Source organism: Candidatus Schekmanbacteria bacterium RIFCSPLOWO2_02_FULL_38_14, from assembly GCA_001790855.1.
Taxonomy (GTDB): domain Bacteria; phylum Schekmanbacteria; class GWA2-38-11; order GWA2-38-11; family GWA2-38-11; genus 2-02-FULL-38-14-A.
In genome coordinates this window covers 64,925-80,943 of the sequence record MGDH01000038.1, presented here as the reverse complement: position 1 = coordinate 80,943, position 16,019 = coordinate 64,925, and the positions used below count along the sequence as shown (strand labels likewise).

At 38.5% G+C, this 16,019-nt stretch carries 17 protein-coding genes and 1 pseudogene; 13 read left to right on the top strand and 5 right to left on the bottom strand.

Annotated features, from left to right (window positions below; all coding sequences use genetic code 11):
* The first annotated feature begins 54 nt into the window (after nt 1–54).
* The 6 genes and pseudogenes from A3H37_05395 to A3H37_05370 all read left to right on the top strand — a co-directional run bounded on the left by A3H37_05395 (nt 55) and on the right by A3H37_05370 (nt 4,230).
* On the top strand, nt 55–477 hold the full coding sequence (locus A3H37_05395) for a hypothetical protein (GenBank protein OGL48422.1): 423 nt from the start codon (nt 55–57) through the stop codon (nt 475–477).
* Nucleotides 478–776: 299 nt separating this feature from the next.
* Nucleotides 777–1,013 (top strand): annotated as a pseudogene (locus tag A3H37_05390) (hypothetical protein).
* Entirely contained in the window at nt 1,013–2,266 is a 1,254-nt protein-coding gene (locus A3H37_05385; GenBank protein OGL48406.1) for an ABC transporter permease, read from the top strand. Before A3H37_05390 ends, A3H37_05385 begins: the two are co-directional and overlap by 1 nt.
* Nucleotides 2,267–2,314: 48 nt before the next feature.
* A complete protein-coding gene (locus tag A3H37_05380; protein OGL48421.1) occupies nt 2,315–3,004 on the top strand; it encodes an ABC transporter ATP-binding protein in 690 nt (229 codons plus the stop codon).
* Nucleotides 3,005–3,328: 324 nt separating this feature from the next.
* Nucleotides 3,329–3,790 (top strand): hypothetical protein, encoded by a 462-nt coding sequence (locus A3H37_05375; GenBank protein ID OGL48405.1) that lies wholly within the window; start codon nt 3,329–3,331, stop codon nt 3,788–3,790.
* Nucleotides 3,791–3,840: 50 nt separating this feature from the next.
* Complete coding sequence (locus A3H37_05370; GenBank protein OGL48404.1) at nt 3,841–4,230, top strand: hypothetical protein; 390 nt, start codon at nt 3,841–3,843, stop codon at nt 4,228–4,230.
* Between the two features lie 188 nt (nt 4,231–4,418).
* Here A3H37_05370 and A3H37_05365 read toward each other — a convergent pair whose 3' ends face one another.
* A complete protein-coding gene (locus tag A3H37_05365) occupies nt 4,419–5,744 on the bottom strand; it encodes a hypothetical protein (protein OGL48403.1) in 1,326 nt (441 codons plus the stop codon).
* Between the two features lie 151 nt (nt 5,745–5,895).
* Nucleotides 5,896–7,590 (bottom strand): hypothetical protein, encoded by a 1,695-nt coding sequence (locus tag A3H37_05360; protein OGL48402.1) that lies wholly within the window; start codon nt 7,588–7,590, stop codon nt 5,896–5,898.
* Between A3H37_05360 and A3H37_05355 the strand changes: the two genes are divergently transcribed.
* From A3H37_05355 to A3H37_05325, 7 genes are all read left to right on the top strand, one after another.
* Entirely contained in the window at nt 7,550–7,840 is a 291-nt protein-coding gene (locus tag A3H37_05355; protein ID OGL48401.1) for a hypothetical protein, read from the top strand. The genes A3H37_05360 and A3H37_05355 overlap by 41 nt on opposite strands.
* A 46-nt stretch (nt 7,841–7,886) precedes the next feature.
* Nucleotides 7,887–8,435 (top strand): bifunctional pyr operon transcriptional regulator/uracil phosphoribosyltransferase, encoded by a 549-nt coding sequence (locus tag A3H37_05350; GenBank protein OGL48400.1) that lies wholly within the window; start codon nt 7,887–7,889, stop codon nt 8,433–8,435.
* Nucleotides 8,436–9,377, top strand: a complete 942-nt coding sequence (locus A3H37_05345; GenBank protein OGL48399.1) for an aspartate carbamoyltransferase — start codon at nt 8,436–8,438, stop codon at nt 9,375–9,377.
* Nucleotides 9,361–10,671, top strand: coding sequence for a dihydroorotase (locus A3H37_05340; GenBank protein ID OGL48398.1), 1,311 nt, complete (start codon nt 9,361–9,363; stop codon nt 10,669–10,671). The genes A3H37_05345 and A3H37_05340 overlap by 17 nt, the downstream gene beginning before the upstream one ends.
* 181 nt (nt 10,672–10,852) lie before the next feature.
* Nucleotides 10,853–11,662, top strand: a complete 810-nt coding sequence (locus A3H37_05335) for a hypothetical protein (protein OGL48397.1) — start codon at nt 10,853–10,855, stop codon at nt 11,660–11,662.
* 142 nt (nt 11,663–11,804) lie between these two features.
* On the top strand, nt 11,805–12,731 hold the full coding sequence (locus tag A3H37_05330; GenBank protein OGL48396.1) for a dihydroorotate dehydrogenase B catalytic subunit: 927 nt from the start codon (nt 11,805–11,807) through the stop codon (nt 12,729–12,731).
* 282 nt (nt 12,732–13,013) lie between these two features.
* Nucleotides 13,014–13,499 carry a signal peptidase II gene (locus A3H37_05325; GenBank protein OGL48395.1) on the top strand — a complete coding sequence of 162 codons (486 nt, stop codon included), beginning with the start codon at nt 13,014–13,016 and terminating at the stop codon, nt 13,497–13,499.
* A 1-nt stretch (nt 13,500) separates the two neighbouring features.
* Here A3H37_05325 and A3H37_05320 read toward each other — a convergent pair whose 3' ends face one another.
* The 3 genes from A3H37_05320 to A3H37_05310 all read right to left on the bottom strand — a co-directional run bounded on the left by A3H37_05320 (nt 13,501) and on the right by A3H37_05310 (nt 15,981).
* Nucleotides 13,501–14,148: an endonuclease III gene (locus tag A3H37_05320; GenBank protein OGL48394.1), complete on the bottom strand. Its 648-nt coding sequence runs from the start codon at nt 14,146–14,148 to the stop codon at nt 13,501–13,503.
* A 6-nt stretch (nt 14,149–14,154) separates the two neighbouring features.
* Nucleotides 14,155–14,667: a hypothetical protein gene (locus A3H37_05315; protein ID OGL48393.1), complete on the bottom strand. Its 513-nt coding sequence runs from the start codon at nt 14,665–14,667 to the stop codon at nt 14,155–14,157.
* Nucleotides 14,668–14,775: 108 nt separating this feature from the next.
* Nucleotides 14,776–15,981, bottom strand: a complete 1,206-nt coding sequence (locus tag A3H37_05310; GenBank protein OGL48392.1) for a hypothetical protein — start codon at nt 15,979–15,981, stop codon at nt 14,776–14,778.
* Between the last annotated feature and the right edge of the window lie 38 nt (nt 15,982–16,019).

Sequence of the window (16,019 nt, the reverse complement as noted above, 5' to 3'; positions counted from 1 at the left end):
TCAAACTTAAAAGGAGATTAGAAATTGAAAAAGTCTGTATCAGTTGTTATGGGTATTTTATTTCTTATCCTAATACCATTATCAGCAATCAGTGCTCAAAAAAAAGAGAGCAAAGAGACTGTCGGTAAATCTGATGTAATCAGCTACCCGGTTTCAGATTTTAAAGACGGAAAGGCTAAGTTTTATGCCTATGAAAGCAATGGAGTTAAGATAAAATATTTTATTTTAAAAAGTTCTGACGGTGTTATAAGGGCTGCCTTTGATGCCTGCGATGTCTGCTTTAAGCACAAACAGGGATACTATCAGGAAGGAGACCAGATGGTGTGCAGAAGATGCGGACAGAAATTCCCTTCCAGCAAGGTTAACGAGGTAAAAGGAGGATGCAATCCTGCACCTCTTAACCGCAAGATAGAGGGTAATAAGGTAATAATAAATAAGAGCGATATCCTTGAGGGCGAGTTTTATTTTAGCCAGTGAAGTATTAAATTCTAAATTCGAAATAGTTTAGGACATTGGAATTTTGATATTGTTTAGGATTTAGATATTAGTATTTAGGATTTTCGTTCTACCTATACTTACAGAAGAGGAAACTGTACAAATGGAGCTTTAAAATCATGAGCATATATCCGGATAAAAGAGAAAGAGTACTCGGGTTTCACAGAAGAAAAAGAAAAAGGGGAGCTAAGATTCTTCTGGTTTTACTCCTTTTATTAGGAGTTTCAGCATTTGCTTTCAGGGATAGATTTTTCAAGGCTAATCTTGATGGTTTCAGCCACGCCACTCTAAGAGTGGACGGGCTTTTCTGCCCTGCCTGTCCTCCGAGGATAAAGTCTGCGCTGGAAAAAATACCGGGTGTCATAAAAGCTGATGTAGAATTGTCAACTGAAAGAACAATTATTACCTTTGACTCAAAAAAGGTCTCTCCGGAGACTTTTGAGAAGAGCATATCAAAAATTGGAACCGGAGGATATAAGGGAACTATTCTCGTTGTGAAAAAAGGGAAAAAGAATTAATGAAACTCTCTGACATAGCAATAAATAATCTGAAGCGAAGAAAGGGGAAAATGATTTTCCTCACTATTGGTCTTTTAATAGGAATAACAACTATCGTCACCCTTGTGTCCATAACGTCCAAAATGAGCGAGGATTTAGGAAAAAAACTTGATGAATACGGAGCAAACATTATTGTAACTCCAAAATCCGACGGACTTTCCCTGTCTTATGGCGGGGTATCTCTTGGTGGGATGACTTTTGAAACAAAAGAACTCAACATAGAGGACATAGAAAAGATTAATGGAATAAAAAACCGTAAAAACCTCAGCATCCTTGCCCCAAAGGTAATAGGAAGCGGAGAAATTAATGGTTTGAAAGTAATGCTTGTTGGAGTTGATTTTGAAAAAGAACTGAGACTGAAAAAATGGTGGAAAAAAGCTGGTTACTCACCACAGGGTGAACATCATAATATGGAAGGAATGGAAAATACTGAAACAAAGCCAGCAACCTCACCTGAAAAATCTGAAATTCACATCATAGATTTTAAAAGAAAAAATGATGTTGCAGCAGGATACGAAGCTGCAAAAAAGCTTGGATTAAAAGTTGGAGATGAAATTACTGCTAACAACACCCTTCTGAGGGTTACGGTCATTCTTGAGGAAACCGGTTCTCAGGATGACCATCTGATTTTTTTAAACCTGCCTCTTTCCCAGAAAATACTGAATAAAGAAGGAAAGCTTTCAATGATTGAAATAAGCGCTTACTGCAAGGATTGTCCAATTGAAGATATGGTTTCGCAGATATCAGAAAAACTCCCCAATGCAAAAGTTACAGCGCTTAAGCAGGTTGTACAGGGAAGAATAGAGACACTGAATCAGTTCAAGACCTTTTCCTTAGGAATATCAATTGTTGTGGTTTTCATAGGTTCTTTGGTGGTGTTTGTTACAATGATGGGTTCAGTAAATGAAAGAACGCGGGAAATCGGCATCTTTAGGGCAATAGGTTACCGCCAGAGCCATATAATGAAAGTAATTCTGCTTGAGGCATTCATAGTAAGCTCACTCGCTGGTATCCTTGGTTATGTTATTGGTGTTGGAGTTTCAACCCTTATTTCATCAAGAATGTTTCCAGGAATAGAAGCAGGTGTCAGTTTTAACTACTTAATCGCTTTAGGTTCAGTTTTGCTTTCTGTTTTTATCGGAATGCTGGCAAGTCTTTATCCTGCCAGAAGGGCAGCAAACATGGACCCGTCTGAGGCGCTGAGGGCATTGTAAAAACAAGGGTACATCTTTGCAATAGGAAATATGGATAAAACTAAAAATATGTGTTTGGTTGAAATAAAAAAACTCTATAAAAGTTACCACAGCGGTGTAGAAACTGTTCATGCCCTGCAGGATGTAAACTTTGATATAGGTGATGGTGATTTTTTGTGTATAATGGGAGAATCGGGAGCAGGAAAAAGCACTCTTCTTTCAGTTCTTGGAGGATTAAACCGTCCATCAGAAGGCAAAATTATAGTTGATGAAATAGACATCTACAGCCTCACCAATGAACAGATTGCAACTTATAGAAGTGAATATTTGGGTTTTGTGTTTCAATCCTTTAATCTGGTTCCTTATCTTACAGTTCTTGAAAATGTAATGCTTCCGTTGGCAGTTACTGAGCTTAAGAAAAAAGAAAAAAAAGAGCGTGCCGTTGTAGTGGTTGAAAAAGTCGGGCTTGGAAAAAAGATGAGCAGACTCCCTGACCAGCTTTCAGGAGGAGAACAGGAAAGGGTTGCAATTGCAAGGGCGATAGTAAACAAACCCCCAATAGTTCTTGCTGATGAACCTACAGGAAACCTCGACACAAAAACAGGGAAAGAGATTATGGACCTTTTTGCAGATATAAACAGAGAAGGGCAAACCATTGTTATGGTAACTCACAACCCGAATAATATACAATACGCAAATAAAAAGGTTGTAATAAAGGATGGAATGGTTGTGAATGTAATGAATTACCTCCCTATCTGAACTCCAAATATTTTTCATCTGAACAAAATACAATTTCCCCATGCTGTTGGAAAAGTGCCTATTCGGTGTCATTGCGAGGAGCAACAGCGACGCGGCAATCTCCAATTCATTGATTTGCATAAGACTGAGATTGCGGAGTTTATCCCGAGTGAGGTTGCTTCAGGGCTAAAGCCCTTCGCAATGATAACAATGTTGCAAGTTTTTCAACAGGCTGGTTACATCCATTATAATAACTCCCTGCCAACTTTAAACCATTAAAAATCTATTTGCATTTAAAGAATATATCCATTAAATATACCTTAGATAAATTTGAAAGGAATTGAAATGGGAAAAAATGAACTTGCAATACAGGAATTGATAAGGGCAATACAGGCAGAAAAATGGGGATATGAATTTTATCTTGGAGCAAGCCAGAGGGCAAAGGATTTAAAGGCAAAAAAGATTTTTTTAAGATTAACGCAGGAAGAGGTTGACCATCAGCTTGCTTTAAAGAAATTACTCGAGAAAATGGATGAGGACTGGGATATTGAAGAACTGACACCAGTGGCAATGCCCGGTACAGATCTGCCATCCCTAAAAAAAATTGCCCAGTCTAGGATTTCAGACAAAGAGGCTCTGGAAATAGGGATTAAAATGGAAGAAGCGGCTGTGAATTATTATACTGAATTGGGCAGGATGGTAAGCAGTAATGAGGATAAAAAATTCTTTAAACAACTTGTTGAGTTTGAAAAGGAACATTTGACTTCTTTGCAGAAGAGCTATTCAGTGATATTTGATAAATCATAGGAGATAAAAATCCATATATAAAATTTCACCATAAGAAAGAGGATAATATCATGGAAATGACTATATCCTATAAAGGCGGAAAGAAGTTTGTTGCCCCGTGCAGAAGTCATAATATTGTCATAGACCAGCCCCTTGACAATGACGGCAAAGACGAGGGACCAACCCCTCCGGAGCTTTTCATTGCCTCGCTTGGTTCCTGCATAGGAGTCTATGTCCTTGCATACTGCAAGAATGCTGGAATCAAAACAGAAGGGATGGCAATTAATGTAAAATGGGAAAAGGCTAAAAACCCAGACAGGATTGGAGAAATAAAGGTTGATATTAAATTACCTGAAGATGTTGGAAAGAGAAAAGCCGCGCTTCTCAAAGTTGCCGAACATTGTCTGATTCATAACACAATCCATCATCAGCCAAAGATAGAAATTAATTTGTCGAAATAAAGAACTTTGTAGCCGCAGGCTTCAGCTTGCGCTAAACTCATTGATATTAAAAGAATTTTATTCGCAACCTAAAGGTTGCGGCTACATTCTGACACAGTCTGAAAGGGAAGAAGGTGAGGTTGAGGGGAAATTTGATTAAAAACACAATAAGGGAAAAGCCAAGAGGGAAGAATTAGAAAACGCATGTCCTAATCCTCAAACAGATTCATCACAAGCCCTGTGAGAAGTTTTGGGTAGAAAAAGGTTGATTTCTGCGGCATCCTCAGACCCTTTAGAGCCGCATTTTTAACCTGTGATACCCTTGTAGGGTTAAGGAGAAACGCTATCTGGGCTTCTCCCTCTTTTACTTTCTTAATCGCTTCCTTTTCAAGCTTTACATAGATTATATTTTTCTCTCCTGCCTGATTCTCCCTGCTGATTCCAAGGATATTCTCAATTACAACGGTATGGAGAATTACCACATCAAGCTCTTTCCATTCAGAGTGAGTATTTTCAGGAAACAGCCCATCTATAAGCTTTTTATTATCAAGGGTAAGAAGATAAAACTTATCTGAACCCTTAATGAACATTCCAAAGGACGGGTTTTTTTCTCCTGCTTCAGAAAGTTTTTTAAACAAATTTTCTTTTTCACTCTCTCTGTAGTCAAAACCTTTTACAGCAAAATATTCTCCTAATTTTTTTAATATTTTATCTGCGTTAAAATCATTGAGGTTATTAACCACTCTGTGGGTCGGGAAGATCGTTAACCCCTCGCTTTCAGCATTTACAAACATCATGGCTATGTAGTTAAAGGGTTCTTCTCCAGTTAAGTTCTTTGATTTCTGCCTCTTTTCATTCCTGTAATTCAGAGCCGTTTCATAGCGGTGATGCCCGTCAGCAATTAAAAGCTTTTTTCCATCCATAGCTTTTTGTATCAGTCCGATTTTTTCTTTATCTTTAAATGACCAGAATCTATGGGAAATTCCGCTTCCATCAGTAAAATCAAAAAGAGGCTTGAGCTTGGAAGCCTCTTCAAGGACTTCGTCAGTCTTTTTCTTTTCATCAAAATAGAGGGCAAAAACCTGGCACAGGTTCCCATTGCAGGCGCGCATAAGCTGAAGCCTGTCCTCTTTTGGCTTTGAGAGCGTATTCTCGTGGGGCAGTATCTTTTTACTGCTAAAATCCTGAAGAGGGGTCAGTGCGATAAATCCCATTCTTGTCTTTGATCCGCCGTTTTTAACAGTATATTTTTGTTCATATACATATATTGCATCATTGCTTTCTTTTACAAGTATTCCATTTGCAAGCCATTGCTGAAGATAATCTGCTGCCCTTGTATATTTGTTTTCTTTCTCATTATCCCCGGCAAGATTTTTTCCAAGGGTAATCCTTATCACATTATAAGGGTTAAGGTTGTAGAACTGTTCCTGCTCATCCTTTGATATTACATCATATGGAGGAGTTACAACTTTTTCTATCTCTTTAATTTTTTCCTTATTGTAAATAACCCCTTTGAACGGCAAAATATCAGCCATTAAAATTCTCCTTTCATTAGTTCTGTTAAGGGTTCAAGGGGTCAAGGATTCGAGGGTTCAAGGTGAATAAAATTAAATGTCAAAATCATGATTTTCAATTTTGAATTACACTATAATCCTTGACCCCTTGAACCCTTGACTCCTTGAACCCTTATTCACTGTTTATTTCTTCAAAATCTCCATTTGTTATTCTGATGAAAAACAATTTCTTCTCTGAATCTCCTGTTGGAAGTATTGTAGTTACACCTGAAACTCCATTAAAATTTCTTAAAGAGGCAAGACCCTCCCTTACTGCTTCTCTTGTTATTGTCCCTGATTTTAGCAGATTTATCAAAATACAAGTAGCGTCATAGCTCTGTGCAGCATAGAAATTAGGATTAGAATCAAAAGCCTCTTTGTAAGCTTTAACAAACTCCTGCACTTGAGGATTCTTGCTGTCAGAATAGAAGCCATCAGTAAAAACAGCGCCCTCAAGAGATGCTCTTTCCTCAACCATATCTATTATTTTTTTTGATGTCCCGTCAATGCCGCCTGTATTTGAATCCCATCCATTACTTCCAAGAAACCTTATACCCTGAACTCCCTGAAAATAAAGATGAGGTATTATCAGCGCAACCCTATCAAAAAATCCCGGCAGGTATATTCCGTCAATTGGAGCAATAGCATCCTGTTTTTCCTTGATTCTTAAAGCCTGCATCTGAAAGTCGTTTTCATCTGGGTTGTAACTTTCTTCAGCTATAATATTCCCGCCAAGTTCATTTACCTTCTCTGTGAAATACTTGTTAAGGTTCCTGCCATAGAAATTTTCAGGATAGATAATTGCAAAATTTTTCATGCCCAGTTTATTAATGCTGTATAAAGCCATTGCTTCACCCTGCATTTTGGGAGTAAGGGCATTTCTGAAAATATAAGGGCTTAAGTTTGCTATATCCTCGTCATCAGCAGTTGGAGAAATCAATGGGATTTTAAATTTATTTACAGCCTTTGCGCAGGCTTTAACAGAAAAAGACCTCACAGGACCGATTATTGCTATGGGTTTATACCTTTCTGCTAACTCTCTAAGCGCATCTGCTGCTTTCTGAGGGCTTCCCTCAGAATCTTTAAAGATAAGGTCAATCTGCCTTCCAAAAACCTCTCCTCCCTTTTGATTAATTGCTGTGAGAATTCCATTTTTAACCCATTCTCCAAATTTTGCATACTTGCCTGAAAGAGGAAGAATACATCCAATTAGATTCTTGTTATATCCAAGTCCTTTTTTTACATCCTGTAAGAGTTTCTTTGTTTCCGGCAATTTAGGATGTGAAGGGAAAGAATTTATAAATTTTTCAAGAAGCCCGATGCTCTCAAGCTCATCACCTGAGTATAACTTTAGCTTTGAAAGCCTTAGAATTGCTTCATCAGAAGGAAACCTGCTCCCAAAACTGCCTATTATTTTTTCAAGCTCTCCTACTGTTGCCTTTTTATCAATTGCATCAGTTATAAAACCATTTATCTCTTTTTTCTTCTTCTCGGAAGGAGTATATTGCAGGGCATTTAAGAAATTGATGATGCCTTTGTAGGCATTTCCTTTTGCAGTATATATTTTTCCATAAGTTTCAAAAAAATCTCCCTTGATGGAAATATCAATCTCTTTCCCTGACACCCGGCTTATATAAAAAAGCGCTTCATCATTCTTTTTGTTCTGATAGAGTTTCTTGGATATCAGAAAATTGAGCGCGGCAAGCTTCGGGCTTTGTGGATATTTTCTGCTAAATTCTTCAAGGAGAGTTTTTGCCCTCTCTATCTCCCCTTGTTCAATGGATAAAGTGGTTTCTCTGAAAAGGTTACTCTCTGCCTTTATTCTCATTTCATTAAAAATCTGGCAGGAAACAAGTGATAAGAATAAAACCAGTATTGGTGCTAACCAAATAGATTTTTTTATCATTTCTTTGCTCAAAACCTCCGCAATAGTTCAAATTCCACCTGTCAGGGCTCCAATAATTACACTAGTTCCAGATGTTGTCAAGGTGATTTCAGGAAGGTTTCTGACAGCAGAAAAATCAGTTGCACTTATTAGAGAAAAAAGGCACAGAAAAGAAAAATTCTTGCATTTTTAAAGCTCTATATGATAATTAGACCCAAAAAATGGGGCTAATATATAACATGGCTTTTATTGAAAAAAGAGAGCTTTTAAACAGCCAGAGCGTTGAAAGAGCAATAACAAGGATAACCCACGAAATTCTTGAAAAGAATAAGGGCGCTTTGAACCTTGCCCTTATTGGAATCAGGACAAGGGGAATACATCTGGCAAAAAGGATTGCCCTGAAGATTGAAGACATAGAAAAAATAAAAGTCCCTATTGGCGTAATTGACATTACCCTTTACAGGGATGATATAGGAATCAGTGAAGATCACCCAAGACTTCAAAAAACTGAAATCCCCTTTTCAATTACAGACAAAACCATCGTACTTATTGATGATGTGTTATTCACCGGAAGGACAATAAGAGCAGCCCTTGATGCAATAATTGATTTGGGAAGACCAAGGTTTGTCAGGTTAGCTGTTTTAATAGACCGTGGCAACAGGGAATTGCCAATTCAGGCTAATTTTGTCGGAAGAGAGCTGCCAACAACAAGAGAGGAAAAGATTCAGGTTCAGCTTTTGGAAACGGATGGAATAGACAGGGTTGTTTTAGGAGAAGAAAGGAAATAGATGAGACTTCGCCGCAAAGATTTAATAGGTATAAGAGATCTGACAGCTGAAGAAATAAACCTGATACTTGATACTGCTGAATCTTTAAAGGAGGTTTCAACAAGGGACATCAAAAAAGTTCCAACCCTAAGGGGCAGGACAATTGTAAACCTTTTTTACGAGGCAAGCACCAGGACAAGGACATCCTTTGAGCTTGCAGCAAAAAGGCTAAGCGCAGATATTATCAGCATAGCAACTGCTATAAGCAGCGTTACAAAAGGCGAAACACTGAAGGATACCGGAAAGAATATTGAGGCAATGAATCCTGATATTATTATAATCAGGCACCCTCATTCAGGTGCACCCGAAATACTGGCAAAAAGCCTGAGACCTGCTATTGTAAATGCCGGTGACGGTGCCCATGAACATCCCTCGCAGGCTCTCCTTGACCTTTTTACAATCAGGGAAAAGAAAAAAAAGATAGCAGGGCTTAAAGTCGCAATTGTTGGTGATATTACCCATAGCAGGGTCGCAAGGTCAGATATCTATGCGCTTTTAAAGCTTGGGGCTTCTGTTACGGTTGTCGGACCTGCAACTTTAATACCTGCAGATATTGAGAAAATGGGAGTGAAAGTCTCTTACAGGCTGGAAGATGTGATACCTGAATGTGATGTAATAATAATGCTGAGAATCCAGCTTGAGCGGATGACACAAAACCTATTCCCGTCTATCAGGGAATATTCAAGGATTTTTGGATTGAACAAGGATAAATTGAAGGATGCAAAAAGTGACCTCATAATTATGCACCCCGGTCCAATAAACCGCGGGATTGAACTTGATTCAGAAGTGGCAGACGGACCATATTCGGTCATCCTTGAACAGGTAACAAACGGAATTGCAGTGAGAATGGCAATACTTTATCTCCTTTTGGGAGGAAGGGAAGAAAGTGAATCTACTAATTAAAAATGGAAGGGTAATTGACCCATACAATAAAATTGATGACTATATTGATGTTCTTGTAATTGACGGAAAAATTTCCAAGTTAAGCAAGAATATTACCCTGAAAGATGAAGCTAAGAAAATAGCTTCTGGCAAGCTGAGTGATACAAAGAAAATTGATGCCTCAGGCAAACTCGTCTGTCCCGGCTTTATTGACATACATACCCACCTGAGGGAGCCTGGCAGAGAAGATGAGGAGACTATCAGAACGGGAACTCTTGCAGCAGCCCACGGCGGGTTTACATCAATTGCATGCATGCCAAACACCGACCCGGTTAACGATAATAAAGCTGTTACTGATTATATAATTTCAAAGGCGAAAAAAGAAGGTTTTGTCAATGTCTTTCCTGTTGGAAGCATCACAAAAAAACAGGAAGGTGAACAGCTTTCAGAAATCGGGGAGTTAGCTGAGGCAGGGTGCGTTGCCCTCTCAGACGACGGAAAATCAGTGCATAACAGTGAACTTCTGCGAAGGGCAATGGAATATGCAAAAATGTTTTCCTTGCCAATAATGTCTCACTGCGAGGATGAAAGACTTTCAGAAAACGGGGTTATGAATGAGGGGTTTGTTGCAACAGAACTTGGAATGAAAGGGATTCCGGATATTGCGGAAGATATCATTGTTGCAAGAGATATAATGCTTTCCCGTATGACAGGTATGCATCTGCATTTAACTCATATAAGCACAGCAGGTTCAGTTGCCCTTGTCAGACAGGCAAAGAGCCTTGGTTTTAAAGTGACAGCAGATGTAGCCATACACCACCTAATACTGACTGACGACGCGATAAGGTCATTTGATACAAATTACAAGATGAAACCGCCCCTTAGAACCCAGAAGGATATTGATGCGCTTATTAAAGGGTTGCAGGATGGGACAATTGACGCCATAGTCTCTGACCACGCCCCTCATCTTTTAGCTGAAAAGGACGTGGAGTTCAAGAATGCACCATTTGGAATCATAGGGCTTGAAACAGAGGTTTCACTGGCTTTAAGTTTAGTCAATAAAAAATTACTTGATTTAAAAACGTTAATAATCTGCTTTACTGTAAATCCTGCTAAAATCCTGAGTCTTGACAAAGGAACTCTTTCTGTTGGAAAGGATGCAGACATTACAATACTTGACCTTGAAAAAGAATATAAGGTTGACGCCCGTGAGTTTAAATCCATTAGTAAAAACTCTCCGTTCATTGGATGGAACTTCAGGGGAAAGCCGGTTATGACAATAGTTGGGGGAAAGATTGTTACTGAACCTGATTAGATATTTTGCAAAGTGAATTTGAATTTAACGCAAGTTTTCTTTCTCCTCCCGTTTGCTTTCCGGAACCTATACCTTTCAATGATAAAAAGAAATATTAAAATAGGTATTGGGTCAGGAAACCCAATACTACCCAGGGTAGAGACAGGTCTCCTGACCTGCCATTTTCAGGTGAAATATTAGTATGTACGCTAAGATAACTTCTAACAAAAAAATATCCCCAACCTCATGGGAAATGAAACTAACCTGCCCCGGAATTGCGCAAGAGGCAAAACCCGGGCAGTTTGTGATGGTCAGGACTGGGAACGACTTCGATGCATTCCTGAGAAGACCCTTGAGTATTCACGATATAAAAAACTCTTCTTCCCTAGAGCTTCTTTACAAAGTAGTAGGCAGGGGAACCGAGATTATGACCGGTTTTAAAAAAGGAGATAATATTGACATCCTCGGTCCTCTTGGAAACGGATTCAATGCCGGCAATGGTCTTGAATCTGCAGTTTTAATAGCAGGAGGAATCGGAATAGCTCCATTGGTTTTTTTATTAAGGTCTCTCATAAAAAAAGGGATTAAAAAGAAAAACATCCATTTTCTTTATGGAGCAAAAAACAAAAGTGAAATCTTATGTTTAAACCTAATTAAAAATCTTGGGGCAAAAATACTGATAGCAACTGAAGACGGCTCGCTTGGCGAAAAAGGAATGATAAACAATCAGCTTGAAAAACTGCTTAGAACACTTACAAAGGAGAAAAGCAAAACTTCAATTTTTGCAAGCGGACCAAACAATATGTTAAAAGTCGTGTCATCCGTAGCTGAGGAATATGAAATCCCATGCCAGATTTCATTTGAAGCAAATATGGCTTGCGGATTTGGCGTATGCCTTGGATGCGCTGTAAAGATTGAGAACAATGATAATGGAAGCAGATACAAAATGGTCTGCAAGGATGGACCGGTGTTTGATGCTGGAGAGATAGATTGGGAGCAGATAGGTAAATGACAAATTACAAAATCCAAATAACAAACAAATTTGAAATGACAAAATGTTAAAATTAATATCAATCTTTAAATATTCAATTCAAAAGTTTTGGATTTAAAGCTTTGATATTCATTTGAACTTTGAGCTTTGTCATTAATTTATTATGAAAAAGATTAAACCCGATTTAAGCGTTAAGATTGCGGGGATAAAATTTAAAAACCCCGTTATTACTGCTTCAGGAACTTTTGGGTACGGAGAAGAATACCTAAAATTCATTGACTTGAACAAGATTGGAGGAATTGCTGTCAAAGGGCTATCATCAAAACCATGCAACGGGAATCTTCCGCCAAGAATATGCGAAACCCCTGCAGGAATGTTAAATTCAATAGGGCTTCAAAATATTGGCGCAGATGCATTCATAAAAGAAAAGCTTCCTCTGCTTAGGAAATATAAAACAAAAGTTCTGGTGAATATTTTTGGGTACTCGGAAAAAGAATACATAGAAGTTGCTCAAAAAATTGATAACGAAGAAGGAGTTCACGGGTTTGAGGTAAACATCTCCTGTCCAAACATAAAAAAAGGAGGCATAGCTTTTGGCAAAGACCCAAAGCTGACTTATAGCCTTATAAAAAGACTAAAAGCCTCTGTCTCGCTCCCGTTAATAGTCAAGCTTTCTCCTAATGTCTCAGACATAACAGAGATTGCCATAGCTGCTGAGGACGCAGGCGCTGATGCCCTTTCACTCATAAATACCTTAAACGGAATGGCAATTGATATAAAAACCAGAAAGCCAAAATTAGGGAATATATCAGGGGGATTGTCAGGTCCTGCAATAAAACCTGTTGCAGTTTATATGGTGTTTTCAGTTTACAAGAAGGTCAAAATCCCGTTGATTGGAATGGGAGGGATAGGAAATTATAAAGATGCAATTGAATTCTTCCTGGCAGGGGCAACAGCAGTAAGCATTGGAACAGCAAATTTTGTTAACCCGAATGTTTCTGAAGAAATTGTTGATGGTGTTGAGAACTTTCTGATTAAAAATAAGATAGGAAGTATAAAGGAAATTATTGGAGGAATGAAACTTAGTTAAAAACATTTTAAAATACTCTAAGCTTAAATTTGTAGAAACAGACCTTTACAGGCTGACCGAGAATTCCGTGTCTGTCATTGCGAGCGACCAAAGGGAGCGTGGCAATCCCTTTATTTACAAATTGATTCTGAGATTGCGGAGCCTGTTCCGAGCCAATGAGATTGCTTCGCTATCGCTCGCAATGACAGGCGAAGGAATCTTGCTCCTCGCAATGACATTCTCGGTCAACCTCTAAAGACCTGTTTCTACATTATTTTTCTGGCAAGTATTAATCAATCAAGTATGAAAAATAGAGCAATAATATTAATAGTTTTTTTAATATCATTAATCCTTGATCAGCTTACAAAGTACCTTATCCAGACCAAAATGGTTCTCCATCAGTCAATAACCATATCAGAAAATTTCTTTCATATAACCTATATTCTCAACAAGGGCGCAGCTTTTGGAATCTTGTCTGACAGGAGTGAATCCTTCAGGACTCCATTCTTTATTGTCATCTCAATCCTTGCGATTGCAGGTCTGATATACTTCTTCATAGCATATGCTAAAAACAGCATATTAAACCAGTTAGCCATTACCCTTATACTAAGTGGTGCAGTTGGGAACCTGATAGACCGTTTCGCTTTAGGTGTTGTAAGGGATTTCATAGATGTCCACTGGTATGACATCCACTGGCCTGCCTTCAATATTGCAGATACCTCTATCTCAATTGGCACAGGATTGCTAATTTTAGGGCTGTACAGGGAAGAGAAAAAAGAAAAGAGTTAATTTACTCTTTGTAAAACTTCTTTGCAGAGGGGCAGGTTTTTTTTACAGGGCATTCAGGGCAGAGAGGTTTTTTTGCCTGACAGATTTTCCTTCCGTGTTCAATCAAGAGATAATTAAGTTTAAACCATTCCTTCTTTGGAAATAATTCCATCAGGTCCTGTTCAATCTTGTCAGGGTTATCATTCCTGCTGAATCCAAGACGCTGTGAAAGCCTCCTCACGTGGGTGTCAACAGCAATCCCGACAACAACCCCATAGGCATTTGAGAGGACAATGTTTGCAGTCTTTCGGGCAACTCCCGGAAAAGTTAGAATCTCCCCCATTGTATCAGGAACCTTGCCATTATATTTTTTTTCTATGATTTTGCAGGATTCAATAATATTTTTAGCCTTGTTGCGGTAGAACCCGGTTGATTTTATATCCTGCTCAAACTCCTTTATATTAGCGTTAGCATAGTCTGTTGCTGTATTATATTTTTTAAAAAGAGTTTTTGTAACAATATTGACCTGTCTGTCCGTGCACTGTGCTGAGAGAATAGTTGAGACCAGAAGCTCTAATGGATTTGCATAATCAAGAGCGATTTTTGACCCCGGATATTCTTTTTGAAGGATTTTGATAATCTCAAGAGCTCTTTTTAGAGGGAATTTCATTTCAATTTATCTCATTCCAATCTCAATCATAAATCCACAGGAATCTTTTGGATGGGTTAAAGCATAGGGGGTATGAACCTCTCCCTGATTAGTTTTTGTTTTCCAGTCAAGTTGTTTTCCAACCACTCTCACACCGTTGGCTTCAAGGTCTTTTATTGCTTCTACAACGTTATCAACTTGAAAGGAAATTGAATATATTCCCTCACCCTTTCTTTCTAACTCTTTTGCCATTACTCCGTCAGGGGTTGAAGGAGCCATCAGTTCAATCTGAAAATTCTTGCCAATAGTGAGATAAGCTGATTTCAATCCAACCGGTGGAATCTCATCGTAAGTTAGCTGATAATTTTCTGTTTCATCCTTTCTGTAGGTAATACCAACTTTCGCTCCGAAAATTGTTGTAAAGAGTTTAACAGCTTTATCAAGGTCCTTAACAAGGATTCCTATTCTGTGAACATCTTTTACCTTAATCATAAAAATTCCTCCTTTATTTAAAACTTTTTTGTTTTCATAAAAATCCAAATATCAAAGCTCAAATGTCAAATGAATACCAAATGACTAAATGCCAAATCAAATTTTTGTTATTTGAATTTTGTTTGAGCTTTGAACTTTGTTATTTGACATTTATTTTCAGATAACTCCTTCACTCTTCATCTTCTCAATATCCGCCTTGCTGTACTTGAGAAGGCTTCCGAGTATTTCTTCATTATGCTGTCCAAGAAGCGGAGCAGGGTTTGGTTTTGTCTGGGAAACATCTGACATTTTGAGAGGCATATTTACCATTTTTATCGTGCCAAGAATCGGGTCGTCCATTTCAACAAACATATTCCTTGCCTTTGCGTGAGGGCATTCAAAAATATCCTTGGCATTCTGAACCTGTCCTGCCGGGACACCTTTTTTTATGAGAAGGTTTTCTGCTTCTGTCTTGGTTTTGTCCTTAAGCCAGCTTTCAATTATTGGCTGCAAGTAATCAATATTTGCAGCCCTTTTTGGTCCTGAATTATATCTTTCATCTGTCCCAAGGTCTTCTCTGCCAAGCACCTTGCAGAGTTTTTGCCAGATGGACTCAATTGGAATTATCATTGCAATGTATCCGTCTTTTACTCTGAAAGGTCCGATTGGATATACCAGTTTGTCTCTTCCTCTTGCGAGTATTCCTCCTGTGAGAGAATAAAATGTAAGAGCCCTTTCATTCAAAGAAATGATATTGTCATACATTGATACATCTATGTATTGACCCTTGCCGGTTTTACCGCGGGTGATTAAGGCAAGAGTAATCCCATAGGAAGCCATTACACCTGAATAAATATTACCAAGGGCAATGCCAAGCCACTGCGGAGAACCATTTTCCTCTCCAACATTATTCATCAAACCTCCCATTGACTGAACTACCATATCAAAAGCAGTTCTGTCCTTAAAAGGTCCTTCAAAACCCTTCATCTGTCCGAATCCGCTGATGCCTGCATAAATCAGCTTAGGGTTAATCTTTTTCAGCACATCATATCCAAGCCCTGATTTATCCATAAGACCGGGCCTGAAATTTTCAACAACTACATCTGAAACCTTGACAAGTTCCTTAAAAATCTCTTTCCCTTTATCTTTTCTTATATCAAGAGTAATTCCCTTCTTGTTCCTGTTAAATCTTAAAAAATAGCCGCTCTGCTTTTCACCCTTTGCATTTTTTACAATCGGACCCATCTCTCTTGCAGAATCTCCTGTTCCGGGAGACTCAATCTTGATTACTTCAGCCCCCTGTTCTGCAAGCATCATTGTGCAGTAGGGACCTGCAACCTGGTTCTCAAAACCGAGAACGCGTATACCTTCAAGTGGCTTCATAGGAATATCTCCTCCTTTGGAAAATTTAAATATAAAAA

Coding starts and splice junctions, on each gene's coding strand:
- A3H37_05335 (OGL48397.1), top strand. CDS start 10,853: ATGTACGCTAAGATAACTTCTAACAAAAAAATATCCCCAACCTCATGG.
- A3H37_05375 (OGL48405.1), top strand. CDS start 3,329: ATGGGAAAAAATGAACTTGCAATACAGGAATTGATAAGGGCAATACAG.
- A3H37_05345 (OGL48399.1), top strand. CDS start 8,436: ATGAGACTTCGCCGCAAAGATTTAATAGGTATAAGAGATCTGACAGCT.
- A3H37_05385 (OGL48406.1), top strand. CDS start 1,013: ATGAAACTCTCTGACATAGCAATAAATAATCTGAAGCGAAGAAAGGGG.
- A3H37_05370 (OGL48404.1), top strand. CDS start 3,841: ATGGAAATGACTATATCCTATAAAGGCGGAAAGAAGTTTGTTGCCCCG.
- A3H37_05330 (OGL48396.1), top strand. CDS start 11,805: ATGAAAAAGATTAAACCCGATTTAAGCGTTAAGATTGCGGGGATAAAA.
- A3H37_05310 (OGL48392.1), bottom strand. CDS start 15,981: ATGAAGCCACTTGAAGGTATACGCGTTCTCGGTTTTGAGAACCAGGTT.
- A3H37_05380 (OGL48421.1), top strand. CDS start 2,315: ATGTGTTTGGTTGAAATAAAAAAACTCTATAAAAGTTACCACAGCGGT.
- A3H37_05325 (OGL48395.1), top strand. CDS start 13,014: ATGAAAAATAGAGCAATAATATTAATAGTTTTTTTAATATCATTAATC.
- A3H37_05365 (OGL48403.1), bottom strand. CDS start 5,744: ATGGCTGATATTTTGCCGTTCAAAGGGGTTATTTACAATAAGGAAAAA.
- A3H37_05320 (OGL48394.1), bottom strand. CDS start 14,148: ATGAAATTCCCTCTAAAAAGAGCTCTTGAGATTATCAAAATCCTTCAA.
- A3H37_05360 (OGL48402.1), bottom strand. CDS start 7,590: ATGAGAATAAAGGCAGAGAGTAACCTTTTCAGAGAAACCACTTTATCC.
- A3H37_05350 (OGL48400.1), top strand. CDS start 7,887: ATGGCTTTTATTGAAAAAAGAGAGCTTTTAAACAGCCAGAGCGTTGAA.